The organism is Rhodococcus sp. Leaf233 (genome assembly GCF_001426165.1).
Lineage (GTDB): Bacteria > Actinomycetota > Actinomycetes > Mycobacteriales > Mycobacteriaceae > Rhodococcoides > Rhodococcoides fascians.
Map to the genome: position 1 here is coordinate 469349 of NZ_LMRO01000008.1, position 12745 is coordinate 482093.

13 protein-coding genes are annotated in these 12745 nt (G+C 65.3%); 11 read left to right on the forward strand and 2 right to left on the reverse strand.

Features of this window, described 5'->3' with window-relative positions; all coding sequences use genetic code 11:
• Window positions 1-52: 52 nt before the first annotated feature.
• From ASH04_RS10130 to ASH04_RS10160, 8 genes are all read left to right on the forward strand, one after another.
• Entirely contained in the window at window positions 53-703 is a 651-nt protein-coding gene (locus ASH04_RS10130; protein WP_032368101.1) for a cell division protein SepF, read from the forward strand.
• An 82-nt stretch (window positions 704-785) separates the two neighbouring features.
• Window positions 786-1073 (forward strand): YggT family protein, encoded by a 288-nt coding sequence (locus ASH04_RS10135; RefSeq protein WP_027497338.1) that lies wholly within the window; start codon window positions 786-788, stop codon window positions 1071-1073.
• Window positions 1074-1233: 160 nt separating this feature from the next.
• Entirely contained in the window at window positions 1234-2088 is an 855-nt protein-coding gene (gene wag31 / locus ASH04_RS10140) for a DivIVA-like cell division protein Wag31 (protein ID WP_027497337.1), read from the forward strand.
• A 77-nt stretch (window positions 2089-2165) separates the two neighbouring features.
• Complete coding sequence (locus ASH04_RS26900; protein ID WP_027497336.1) at window positions 2166-2342, forward strand: hypothetical protein; 177 nt, start codon at window positions 2166-2168, stop codon at window positions 2340-2342.
• 341 nt (window positions 2343-2683) lie between these two features.
• The gene (gene ileS / locus ASH04_RS10145) at window positions 2684-5821 is read left to right on the forward strand and encodes an isoleucine--tRNA ligase (protein WP_057473485.1); all 3138 of its coding nucleotides are present in this window, start codon (window positions 2684-2686) and stop codon (window positions 5819-5821) included.
• Between the two features lie 10 nt (window positions 5822-5831).
• Complete coding sequence (locus tag ASH04_RS10150; protein ID WP_082519213.1) at window positions 5832-6524, forward strand: peptide deformylase; 693 nt, start codon at window positions 5832-5834, stop codon at window positions 6522-6524.
• A 2-nt stretch (window positions 6525-6526) separates the two neighbouring features.
• Complete coding sequence (locus ASH04_RS10155) at window positions 6527-7888, forward strand: DNA polymerase IV (RefSeq protein WP_057473414.1); 1362 nt, start codon at window positions 6527-6529, stop codon at window positions 7886-7888.
• A 197-nt stretch (window positions 7889-8085) separates the two neighbouring features.
• Entirely contained in the window at window positions 8086-8571 is a 486-nt protein-coding gene (locus ASH04_RS10160; protein WP_230591182.1) for a hypothetical protein, read from the forward strand.
• 92 nt (window positions 8572-8663) lie between these two features.
• On the opposite strand, the gene ASH04_RS10165 is transcribed toward ASH04_RS10160, so the two are convergent.
• Both ASH04_RS10165 and ASH04_RS10170 read right to left on the reverse strand, forming a co-directional pair.
• Window positions 8664-9404, reverse strand: coding sequence for a hypothetical protein (locus ASH04_RS10165; RefSeq protein WP_057473415.1), 741 nt, complete (start codon window positions 9402-9404; stop codon window positions 8664-8666).
• Window positions 9401-10363 (reverse strand): hypothetical protein, encoded by a 963-nt coding sequence (locus ASH04_RS10170; RefSeq protein WP_235579980.1) that lies wholly within the window; start codon window positions 10361-10363, stop codon window positions 9401-9403. The genes ASH04_RS10165 and ASH04_RS10170 overlap by 4 nt, the downstream gene beginning before the upstream one ends.
• A gap of 74 nt (window positions 10364-10437) precedes the next feature.
• On the opposite strand from ASH04_RS10170, the gene lspA reads away from it, so the two are divergent.
• The 3 genes from lspA to ASH04_RS10185 are packed head-to-tail and all read left to right on the forward strand — an operon-like array spanning window position 10438 to window position 12670.
• Window positions 10438-11088 (forward strand): signal peptidase II, encoded by a 651-nt coding sequence (lspA, locus tag ASH04_RS10175; protein ID WP_080729936.1) that lies wholly within the window; start codon window positions 10438-10440, stop codon window positions 11086-11088.
• Entirely contained in the window at window positions 11085-12011 is a 927-nt protein-coding gene (locus ASH04_RS10180; protein WP_027497328.1) for an RluA family pseudouridine synthase, read from the forward strand. Before lspA ends, ASH04_RS10180 begins: the two co-directional genes overlap by 4 nt.
• Entirely contained in the window at window positions 12011-12670 is a 660-nt protein-coding gene (locus ASH04_RS10185; protein ID WP_057473416.1) for a hypothetical protein, read from the forward strand. The genes ASH04_RS10180 and ASH04_RS10185 overlap by 1 nt, the downstream gene beginning before the upstream one ends.
• Window positions 12671-12745 lie beyond the last annotated feature (75 nt).

Consider the following 12745-nt stretch of genomic DNA (forward strand, 5'->3'; position numbering starts at 1 on the left):
ACACTTGCGAACCTGGAGATGGACAGTAGACACGGCCACGGAAGGCAGAACGATGAGCACCCTGCACAAGTTCAAGGCGTACTTCGGCATGGTTCCGCTCGCGGACTACGAGGACGACTACCTCGACGATCCGGACACCCGCCGCAGTCCCCGTGGTGGCCGTGACGGTTACGACGACATCGACGATCGTGACTTCGTCAAGCCGTCGTTCGGTGGCTCGCGGCACGCGCAGGCCGAGGACGACTACGACGATTACGAGGCTCCTCGCCCCGCTGCGACGCTCGCTCCGATCGGTGGACGCGCACGCGGCACAGCAGGACCGTCGACCCGAGGCGCAGCCACTCGTGGCGCGCTGGCGATGGACACCCGCATGGACGTGCGGGCCGAGACCCGACGCAGCCCGATCGTCGACGACGGCGGCCCACTCTCGAAGATCACCACCCTGCGCCCGAGGGACTACAGCGAGGCGCGCACCATCGGTGAGCGTTTCCGTGACGGCACTCCGGTCATCATGGATCTCGTCGAAATGAGCAACGCGGACGCCAAGCGACTCGTCGACTTCGCTGCCGGATTGGCCTTCGCACTCCGTGGATCGTTCGACAAGGTGGCCACGAAGGTGTTCCTGCTTTCGCCGGCCGATGTCGATGTGTCCCCGCAGGAGCGCCGGCGAATTGCGGAAACCGGCTTCTACAGCCAGCAGTGATCGTTTCTCCCCTTGGGGCGGCAAGTCGGAGCTGTGACCAGCGCACTTTGCTCAGCCCGGCGAAGTCAGGCAGAGTATAGCCGTGATCGTGTTCACGGTGATCAACATCGTATTGTTTCTTTTTTGGCTCCTTCTCATCGGTCGAATCATCGTCGAGTTCATCAGGACTTTCGCGAGAGATTGGCAACCGACCGGGCTGGTCGTCATCCTTCTGGAGGCGATCTTCACGGTCACCGACCCGCCCGTGAAGTTCCTGCGCAGGATAATTCCGCCGCTCAACCTCGGTGGTGTGCGACTGGACCTGTCGATCATGGTCTTGCTGTTCGTCGTGTTCATTCTTTGGAATGTGACCAGCAGTCTCGCGGCCTGAGGCCGAAGATGGAATGTTAGAACTCGGGACCCAGCGCAAGCTGCGTGTCCCGTGTGACAGAATGGACGCCAGTTACAGTTTGATTGTTCTGCACTCGCGCGGAATGGCATATAACTGAATGCTTGCTCTACCGCCCCAAGACGCGTGAAGGGATCCTTCCATGCCGCTGACTCCAGCTGATGTGCACAACGTTGCGTTCAGCAAGCCGCCCATCGGTAAGCGCGGTTACAACGAAGACGAGGTCGACGCATTTCTCGACCTCGTCGAGCAAGAGTTGTCCCGACTGATCGAAGAGAACGCCGACCTGCGCCAGCGTGTCGGTGAGCTCGACCAGGAGCTTGCGGACGCCAAGAACTCTGCGCGCCAGAGCCCACAGTCGGCTCCGGTTGCCGCACCGAAAGCCGAGCCGCAGCGGCCGGTCGATCCCCCCAAGCCGCCACCGGTGGTTCAGCAGCCCGCGCCGGTCGCTCCCGTGGCCGCAGCACCGCAGCAGAGCGGCGACTCCAACATGCAGGCCGCGAAGATTCTCGGTCTCGCGCAGGAGATGGCGGATCGCCTCACCGGCGATGCGAAGACCGAGTCCGAGCAGCTGCTCGGCAATGCGCGCACCAACGCCGAACGTCTGGTGTCGGATGCCCGGGCTCGCTCGGAGTCGATGATGTCCGAAGCGCGGCAGAAGTCCGAGTCGCTGCTCACCGATGCACAGACTCGCTCCGAGACCCAGCTTCGCCAGGCCAAGGAGAAGGCCGACGCATTGCAGGCCGACGCCGAGCGCAAGCACACCGAGATCATGGCGACGATCAACCAGCAGCGGTCCGTGCTGGAAGGTCGCATCGAGCAGCTCAAGACGTTCGAGCGCGAATACCGGGTGCGCCTCAAGTCGTACCTCGAATCGCAGCTCGAAGAGCTCGAGAACCGTTCCTCGGCGCTGCCGGTGGACAACGGCCAGGACAACTTCAACCAGGACAACCAGACGTCCGGCTACAGCCAGTCGTACGCCAAGGGCAACAACTGACGCGATCGTTCTCCGACGCTGTCTCTCGGGGCAGCGTCGGGCTCGGTTGTAGCGTCGAGTGGTGAGCGAGGAATCCTGTGCTGATTCTGACCCTCGGCGCGGCGGCTGTCGGGTTCGGGTTCCTGGTGTTGGCCCTGATGACCGGATCGGTCGTCTGGGCCTGGGCCTGCATCGTGATCTGCATAGTCGGGGCGGTGCTGCTCCTGGTCGGGGCCCTGCTCGGGCGACGGCCACCGCCCGAGATCGACAGGTAGCATCTACGCGGCAGTGCATCAGGCGGTAGTGCATCAGGCGGTAAGTGCATCAGTTCGACGGTTGTCAGACGAGAGAACAATCAGGCGTCGATCCGGCCATCACCGGGGAGCCTTCGGAAGAACGACAGTGACGATTCGGTCTGCAACGACCGAAATGGGCTGTTCAGTAGAACCGAACGGGTGAGCCCGTCACAGCTCGTGTGGAGAGGCTCGGTCCGACGGGTTCCATCGGTCCGAGCAAGCGGGGTGGTACCGCGGTACTCGGCGTCCCCATCGCCGAATGTCGTCCCCGTGCCAATCGATGTCGCGTCCTGTACGCGTCCGGCACGGAGGAGACAGATATGACAGATTCGAGCGCACGCACCGAGAACGCGTCGTACCCGCTGGTGGATCTGGCCGAAGGTCGATCGGGAAGCGTTCCGTTTCCCGATCTCGAGCGTATCGTGCTGCACGAATGGGCCGAGGACGGCACGTTCCGCGCCAGCATCGACAACCGCGCCGATGCCGAGGAATTCGTTTTCTACGACGGACCTCCGTTCGCCAACGGTCTGCCGCACTACGGCCATCTGCTCACCGGATACGTCAAGGATCTCGTGCCCCGGTTCCAGACCATGCGCGGCAAGAAGGTCGAGCGTCGTTTCGGGTGGGACTGCCACGGCCTTCCCGCCGAATTGGAAGCGGAGAAGCAACTCGGCATCAAGGACAAGTCCGAGATCGACGAGATGGGCCTGGCGAAGTTCAACGCCTACTGCAAGCAATCGGTGTTGCAGTACACCGACGAGTGGCGGGATTACGTCACTCGGCAGGCGCGGTGGGTCGACTTCGACAACGACTACAAGACCCTCGACGTCGACTTCATGGAGTCCGTCATGTGGGCGTTCAAGACGCTCCACGACAAGGGCCTGATCTACCAGGGCTACCGAGTGCTGCCGTACAGCTGGTACGAGCAGACGCCGCTGTCCAACCAGGAGACCCGGCTCGACGACGCGTACAAGATGCGTCAGGATCCCGCGGTCACCGTCACCATGCCCCTGACGGCACCGGGCACACCCCTGGACGGCGCGAACGCACTGATCTGGACCACCACTCCGTGGACTCTGCCGTCGAACCTCGCGATCGCGGTGCATCCGGAGGTGCACTACGTTCAGGTCCGCGGTGCCGACGGTGAGCGTTACGTGCTCGCCTCTGCCCGACTCGCGCACTATGCGAAGGAACTGGGGGAGGAGCCGGAGGTGCTCTCGGAGCACACCGGCGCGGAGTTGGTCGGCCTCGCCTACGCACCGCCCTACGACTTCTTCCTCGGCCACGAGAATGCGCATCGCGTTCTGGAGGCCGATTACGTCACCACCGACTCCGGCACCGGAATCGTCCATCTCGCACCGGCATTCGGTGAGGAGGACATGGACGTCGCCACCGCGAACGGTATCGAGGTCGTGCAACCGCTCGATGCGGGCGGCAAATTCACGTCGTTGGTGCCGCCCTACGAGGGCCTGATGGTGTTCGACGCCAATCCGGTGATCATCAAGGATCTCAAGGCCTCGGGCCGCTTGCTGCGGCACGAGACCATCGAGCACTCGTACCCGCACAGTTGGCGTAGTGGTCAGCCGCTGATCTACATGGCGGTTCCGTCGTGGTTCGTCGCGGTCACCAAGTTCCGCGATCGGATGGTCGAGCTCAACCAGGAGATCACCTGGGTGCCCGAGCACATCAAGGACGGTCAGTTCGGCAAGTGGCTCGAAGGTGCCCGCGACTGGAACATCAGCCGAAACCGGTACTGGGGCAGCCCGATCCCGGCCTGGACGTCCGACGACCCCGCCTACCCTCGTCTCGACGTGTACGGCAGCCTGGACGAACTCGAGCGTGACTTCGGTGTGCGTCCGACCGATCTGCATCGGCCGTACATCGACGACCTGACGCGTCCCAACCCGGACGACCCGACCGGCAAGTCGACCATGCGTCGCGTTCCCGAGGTGCTGGACTGCTGGTTCGAATCGGGCTCGATGCCGTATGCACAGGTGCACTTCCCGTTCGAGAACGAGGAGTGGTTCCAGACGCACAACCCGGGCGACTTCATCGTCGAATACAACGGTCAGACGCGCGGCTGGTTCTACACCCTGCACGTGCTCGCGACTGCTTTGTTCGACCGGCCTGCCTTCAAAACTGTTGCTGCCCATGGCATCGTGCTCGGTGACGACGGTCTGAAGATGAGTAAGTCGAAGGGGAACTACCCGGACGTCAAGGAGGTCTTCGACCGCGACGGCTCGGATGCCATGCGGTGGTTCCTGATGTCGTCGCCGATCCTGCGCGGTGGCAACCTGATCGTCACCGAGCAGGGCATCCGCGAGGGAGTCCGGCAGGCGCTGTTGCCGATCTGGAACGCGTGGAGTTTTCTGCAGCTCTACGCGTCGACGCCGGGGCAGTGGCGGACCGATTCTCCGCACGTTCTCGATCGGTACGTGCTTGCCAAACTGTCCGCCACGCGGGATGCGATCACCGATGCGCTCGAAGGGAACGACATCGCCGGGGCGTGCGACGAACTGCGTACGTTCTGTGACGCATTGACCAATTGGTATGTGCGACGGTCGCGTTCACGCTTCTGGGGCGAGGACGCCGACGCGATCGACACCCTGCACACCGTGCTCGAAGTGCTCACCCGCATCGCCGCTCCGTTGTTGCCGTTGATCAGCGAGGTGGTCTGGCGCGGATTGACCGGTGGCCGATCGGTGCACCTGACGGATTGGCCGACGGCCGACGAGTTGCCGTCCGACCCGGAGCTGGTCGACAGCATGGACGAGGTTCGTACCGTGTGCTCCACGGTGCTCGGTCTGCGTAAGGCACAGAATCTGCGCGTGCGGCTGCCGCTGCCCGAGGTGACCGTCGCGGCCGCCGACGCCGAGCGGCTGCGTCCGTTCCTCGACATCATCGCCGACGAGGTCAACGTCAAGAAGGTGGATCTGACCGAAGACGTTGCCGTGCACGGCAAATTCGAGCTCGTCGTGAACGCACGCGCTGCCGGTCCGCGGATCGGTAAGGATGTCCAGAAGGTCATCAAGGCAGTCAAGGCCGGTGACTGGTCGGAAGATGCCGACGGTGTCGTGAGCGCCGCAGGCATCGCGTTGCTGCCCGAGGAGTACACCCGCAGACTCGTTGCCGCGGAGCCGGAATCGACGGCACCGCTGCCCGGGAACGCAGGACTCGTGGTGCTCGATTCGGCGGTCACCGAAGAGCTGGAGGCCGAGGGTTGGGCCAAGGACCGCATCCGTGAGCTGCAGGATGCGCGTCGTAGCCACGGACTCGATGTGTCCGACCGTATCGACATCGTCATCGAGGTACCCGAACATCGACGGGCGTGGCTGGACGCTCATCGGGATGTGATCGCGCGCGAAGTACTCGCGTTGTCGCTGGTCGACGGCTCGGTCGGCGACGACGGCAGCGATCTCGGTGAGGGAGTTCGGGCAGCGATCACGAAGTCGTCGTGACCGAGGGCATATGAGCGAGGGGCACCGGGTCGTCGTGACCGAGGAGGAGGTGGTCGATGCCGTCCACGAGCGCCTCTCCGAGGCTCGTGGCGGCGTCGTTCCCATCGTCGCCGCCGGCCATCCGGTGCTGCGTGCCCCGGCGCTGCGCTACACCGGTCAGCTCGAGCGTGATGTGTTGACGGAGTTGATCGAGGTGATGCGCGCGACGATGCACGACGCGCCCGGTGTCGGCCTTGCTGCCCCGCAGATCGGAATTCCGTTGCAGATCGCGGTGATCGAGGATCTCTTCGAAGTCGCGGAGGGCGTCGCCCGGGTCCGGGAGCGCACCCCGTTGTCGTTCCGAGCGTTGATCAATCCACGGTACACCCCGGTAGGACGACGCACTGCCTCGTTCTACGAGGGCTGCCTCAGTGTGCCGGGGTATCAGGCCGTCGTCACTCGCGCCGCGGAAGTCCGGCTTGTGTGTACCGACGAGACCGGCCGCGAGATCGACGAGGTGGTGCGTGGCTGGCCCGCACGGATCGTGGCCCACGAGAGCGATCACCTCGCCGGCACGCTGTACATCGATCGTGCACACACACGGTCGCTGACCACGACCGAGCAGTACTCCGCACGGTGGTCCGATCCCGGACCGGAGCGGGCCGCACGTGTGCTCGGCTTCGGTGCCGACGCCCCGTTCGAGCCGCCCGACGGCCGTCGTTGACCATGCCCGACAGTGTCGATCGGACTCTGCGGAGCCGGCGTTGGGTGTTGCATCTGGACATGGACGCGTTCTTTGCGTCCGCCGAGCAGCTGACGCGGCCGACGCTGCGGGGTCGGCCGGTGCTGGTCGGCGGTGCAGGCGGCAGAGGCGTGGTGGCCGGGTGCAGCTATCAGGCCCGGGCGTTCGGGGCTCGTTCGGCGATGCCGATGCACCAGGCCCGTCGACTCGTCGGTGCGAGCGCAGTGGTCCTGCCGCCGCGGTTCCCGCTGTACTCGGAGCTGAGCAGACGTGCCTTCGAGGCGCTTCGGGTGCGCATGCCCGTGCTGGAACAGCTCTCGATCGACGAGGCCTTCGGCGAGCCGCTCGAGCTGGCGGGTGCGACGGTGGCCGAGGTCGAGCGCTTCTGTGCCGATCTGCGGGCGCTGGTACTGGCAGAGACCGGGCTCGTCGCCTCCATCGGTGCCGGGTCCGGGAAACAGATCGCCAAGATCGCGTCGGGTCTGGCCAAACCCGATGGAATCACGGTGGTAGCGCCCGGCATCCAGGCCGAGTTGATGGCCGATCTGCCGGTGCGCAAGTTGTGGGGGATCGGCCCTGTTGCCGGAGAACGGTTGCACCGCTTGGGGATCGACACCATCGGCAAGTTCGTGGCTACGCCCGAGTCGGAAGTGGCGTCGATTCTCGGTGCGACCATGGGCCCGAGCCTGCATCAGCTGGCGCGCGGCATCGACAACCGGGTGGTGGCCGAGCGGGCCGAGGCCAAGCAGGTCAGTGCCGAGACGACGTTCGCGAACGACCTTACGACTCTCGCTCAACTACGCCCGGCGATCGAGTCCATCGTCGAGTCGACTCATCGCCGGTTGCTGAAGGACGGCCGGGGGGCCCGCACGGTCGTGCTCAAGTTGCGTAAGTCCGACATGAGCATCATCACCAGATCGGCGACATTGCCCTACGCGACGGTGGACAAGCAGACGATCGTGGCCACTGCTCAGCGGTTGGCGGTCGATCCGGTGGATGTCGGACCGATCCGGCTCGTCGGTGTAGGCCTCGCCGGTCTGTCCGCGGTTCGGCAAGGATCGTTGTTCCCCGAACTCGAGTACGAGCCGGTTGCTCCGGTCCCGGACGAGCCGTTACCCGCGACGGAGGAGACCGCGAATCTCGCCGTGGTCGAGGACGGTCCGCGGTGGCAGCCGGGTATGGACGTTCGGCATGTTCGGTACGGTCACGGGTGGGTGCAGGGCGCGGGACACTCGGTGGTGACGGTCCGTTTCGAGACACGGACCACCGGTCCGGGAACGGCCCGCACCTTTGCAGAATCGGACACCGACCTGGTCGTGGCCGATGTTCTGGACAGCTTGGCGTGAGTTGTGGCGCGGCTGAGGAAACTCTGTGAGGTTTCACAGGTATGGCCTTCGCGTTGTGACTCGGGCGAGTCGAGCTGACATAGTGGACTCGGTCCGAGACGACCCCCATACAGACGACCGACGAGTCACAGAACGATCGATACGTGACTCAGAGTGAAAAGGACAAGCACTTGAAGCTTCGCAACACCCGACGGGCCATGGTTGCCGGTATCGCCATCGCCGGTGCACTGACCATGTCTGCCTGCAGCTCGGAAGACGGCGGCACGACGGCCACGACCACGACGGTTGCCACCACCACCGCGAGTGCTGCACCCGCGGGCGGGGACTACCCGCCGGTGCCCACCGTCGAGCAGCTCAACACCGAGCTCAACCGCGGACTCGATCCCAACGTTCCGGTCGAGGAGAAGGCTGCTCTGATCCAGGGTGCGTCCGAGGATCCGGGTCTGATCAACCAGGTTGCCGCCGCTGCTGTGGCCAATAACGCACAGATCGAGATCACCAGCATCGACGATCTGGGCACCGGTGAGCTCAACGCGGGTATCACCATCACCCTCAACGGCCAGGCCAACCCCGGCACGTTCAAGTTCGTCCCCGAGGACGGTGTGTGGAAGCTCTCCAAGGAGAACGCCTGCGGCATCGTGTCTCTCGCGCAGCTGACCAGCCCGGCGTGCCCCGCACCCTGAGTCCTGCCGATCGTCTCTGACCAACGGCGAACTGCCGGTGACACCTTCTTTCGAGGGAGTCACCGGCAGTTCGTCTTGTGTAGGGACGGCGGTCAGGCGCTGGGCACGGCCGATCGAATGCGATCCGCTGCAGACCCCGCGACGGCGGTGACGGTCTCCGGTTCCAGTCCGCTCTGGTCGGAGACGACGATCTGCACCACGGTCGAGTCGACCACCGCCACCACGACGTCGGAGACCAGCGTGAAGCCCTCGCTCGTGGTGGTCAGTCGAATCGATGCGGACGCGTCGCCGACGGTCGCTTGGTCACGCCCCGCCACCGAGTAGTCGACGCCGATACCGTCCGCGTCGGTTCCGGTGAACGTCGAGCACTCGGCCCACGCTCGCTGAATGTTCGCGAAAGCCTCGGCGGCTCCCGGCACGGGATAGCTCGCCGCGTCCTCGTCGATCGACGAGAAATTCGGACCGGAGAAGCGGACCACCGCGCTCGACGCGGCTCCGGCCTGCTGTTGCGATACCGGCGCGAGGACGGCGGCGCACTCGGCCGGGTCGGTGCTCGAGCGATCAGGCGAGTCGTACTCCGGTGCCGGATCCAACCCCAGATCACGAACCGGATCGGGAATCGAGGAGAAGCCGTCCGGCAGGTCTGCGAGCCCCAGCATCGCGGCAGTCAGCGCGGCCGGATCGGTGATCGGCGGACCGCGTAGCGGGTCGGGAGCCGCGACGGTGGTGACGGCAGGCGTGGCCGTTTCGGCAAGCTCGTTCGTGCTGCATCCGGTGGCAGCGATCCCGAGAATCGACAACGTCGCCAGTACTCGGGTGGCAGCGCGCGTCATCGGGCGGTCCAGGTGATCGAATCGCCGACGGTTTGCCGGAGCACCGTGGTGCTGTCGGGGTCGGTGTACATCTGCTCGCCGCCTGCGGTGATCGAACCTCCGACCGGAAGTGGTCGGGAGAGATCGACATCGAGTGTTCCCGCGCCCGTGAAGGTGTAGGACGCGATGTTGAGCGTGCCCGCATTGTCGGGCAGATTCCACACCGACGATTCGGGCGTCTGGGTGATGGCCACGTCGAGGGTCGCGCGGTCGCCGTCGAGTGCACGCAAGGTGACCGTGGTGCGCTGGTTCAGTGTGATGCCACTGAGCACTTGCTGATCGACGGTCCAGACCGCGCCGACCCCCACTTCCGCGTCGGGAAAGTCGATGGATCGGTACACCGCCGCGTTCAAGGAGCGTTCGATCGCGGCGCGGGCGGTATCTAGGGCATCGTCGGCCGGCGTGATGTGCAGGGCGGTGATCGCTCCGGAATCGGTCCTGGCCAATCGCGCAGTCGATCCCTCGGATGCGGAGAGTGCGTCGGTCAGTCCCGCGTCCGGTGACGTCGCGGCTCCGATGGTCAGCTCGACGGAGGTGGTGGCCCCGCTCGACGCGTCCTCGTCCGGGACGGTGTCGGACGTCGAGGCAGTCAGCGGCACGGTCAGTTCCGGACTGGAGAAGTCTTGCGGCGCAGCAGCATTGATCTGTTGCTGCACGGTCGAGGTGGTGGTGAGGTCGACGCTCTGGTTCTGCGCGTCCGCGTCGGAGCTGTCGAAGGTGAGCGCGCGCCGTGGCTCGCTACCGGGATCGACGACGGTGGTGGTCGTGGGCGTCACCGCGATCGTGACCTCGTTCGAAGCCGGGGTCTGTTCGGGTGCGGGATCCGAATCACCGCTCGAGCATCCGGCCAGTAGAGCCACTGCGCAGGAGGCGGCCACGAAGCCGGAGCGGACGGTGCGGGTGCGATCGGTCGACTTCACGGGCACCAGGCTACTGATGACACCGGGTGCGCAGACCGCTACCACGCGGCTCGGATGCGGACCGACGGTTGTCGATGCGCCATGATGGACGGGTGAGTGACGACCGACCCGACGATCCGACCACCGAGACCAGTGCAACCCCCGACCCCCACGAGGCTGCAGACGAGCAGGTGTCCGGTGCCGACAGTGCTGCGGTTCGGCCCGCCGCACCTCTGCGTACCCGACTCCTGGTGGCGATCGCGGCAGTGATTCTGCTGTTCGACCTGATCACGAAGATCGTGGTGGTGCACTACGTGAAGCCTGGAAACCCGATCGAGATCATCGGCGACGTCGTGACTCTGCGGCTGGTGCGCAATCCCGGTGCGGCGTTCTCCATGGCCACCGGAATGACCTGGTTGCTGACGCTGGTCGCCGTGGCCGTGGTGATCGGGGTCGTGAAGATCGGTCGAACGCTGCGTTCGCCGTGGTGGGCGCTGGGGCTGGGTCTGGTTCTCGGCGGCGCTCTGGGCAACCTGATCGACCGGTTCTTCCGCGCACCGGGCCCGTTCCAGGGTCATGTGGTCGATTTCGTATCGGTGGGCTGGTGGCCGGTGTTCAACGTCGCCGACTCGTCCATCGTGTGCGGGGCCATCCTGCTCGTCGCGCTCAGCCTGTTCGGTTTCGAGCCCAACGGCGAACGGGTGACCAAGTCCACGTCCGATGCCCCGCAGAAGGCCGACTCGTGAGGGAATCGCGTTCCATGCCGGTGCCCGACGGCTTGGACGGCATGCGCGTCGACGCCGGCCTGGCGCGACTTCTCGGGCTCTCGCGTACGGTCGCCGCAGCCTTGGCCGAAGAGGGTTCGGTGCTGGTCGATCACAGTGCCGTCGGGAAGTCCGATCGCCTCTCGGGTGGGTCGTGGCTCGAAGTGACTCTGCCCGAACCTGCACGTGAGCTGACTATCGAGGCCGAACCGGTCGAAGGTATGGAGATTCTCTACGCCGACGACGACGTGGTGGCAGTCGACAAACCGGTGGGCGTCGCCGCGCACGCCAGTGTGGGCTGGACCGGGCCGACCGTCATCGGCGGCCTCGCGGCCGCCGGTTTCCGAATCTCCACGTCCGGCGCGCACGAGCGTCAGGGCATCGTGCACCGACTCGATGTGGGAACGTCCGGGGTGATGGTGGTCGCGACGTCGGAGCGGGCATACACCGTGCTCAAGCGGGCGTTCAAGGCTCGTACGATCGACAAGCGTTATCACGCCCTGGTGCAGGGACATCCGGATCCGAGCAGTGGAACCATCGATGCTCCGATCGGACGGCACGGCAGCAACGACTGGAAGTTCGCCGTCCGCGCGGACGGCAAGCCCAGCGTCACTCATTACGACACGGTCGAGGCATTCCAGGCCGCGAGCCTGCTGGACGTTCATCTGGAAACCGGACGCACACACCAGATCCGCGTCCATTTCTCGGCGCTGCGACACCCGTGTTGCGGCGACCTGACGTACGGGGCGGACCCGCGGTTGGCCGAACGGTTGGGCCTGGAACGTCAGTGGCTGCACGCGCGTTCGCTCGGCTTCGCGCATCCGTCCGACGGCCGTTGGGTCGAGATCGAAAGCAAGTATCCGGCAGACCTCGAACATGCTCTCGAGGTGCTTCGGAAGGCGTGATGCGCGGATTTTCGGGTGTGGTCGGTGCCGTCGTCACGATCGCTCTGGCGGTCGGTGGCCTGGCTGTCGTCGGCCATCTGAACCCGCAACGGCAACTACGCGTGGGAACCGACCGGCTCGGCCCGGACAGCGGCGAGCAGGTGACCGACTATGTGGCTCGCGCCGAGGAGAGCCTGCTCGACGACGATGCCGAACCTCGCTGGGGATCGGTGTCGTTCGATCGTGAATTCACCGCCGAACAGGCCTACGCCGCCGCGAACGGCGTGCGCATCTCGATGGTGCTCTTTCGAGTACCGCTCGATCGCGTGCAAACTCCGATCCTCACGGTCGGTGTTCCCGGCAGTGAACGGTCGGTACTGAATGCGACCGCGCGTGCTGCCGGCCAGATCCAGGAATCGTTCGGCGCAGGGGACAGGCAGGCGCAGATAGACGCGGTGTCGCAGCGCCGGTTGCTGGCCGGATGCGCATGCGTGGTGACGGTGGTCGTGCGGGGCACCGCGGCCGAGTTGAGCGAGCTGGCAGGCCGCGACGGGGTGCGGGCGGTGGAGGCACTTCCGGCCGACGCGGTGTCCGGGAAGTTCGCCGTCGAGCCGTTGCTTCCGCAGAACATCGACGTCGTCGGGCCGCTGCCGGACGACGGTCCGGTTCCCGCCGAATGAGGCAACTTCAGTCTCGTTCGTCACACCCGTCACGTCCTCCCAGGACACACCGTCGGCCTGAAAAATCTGTCGGTT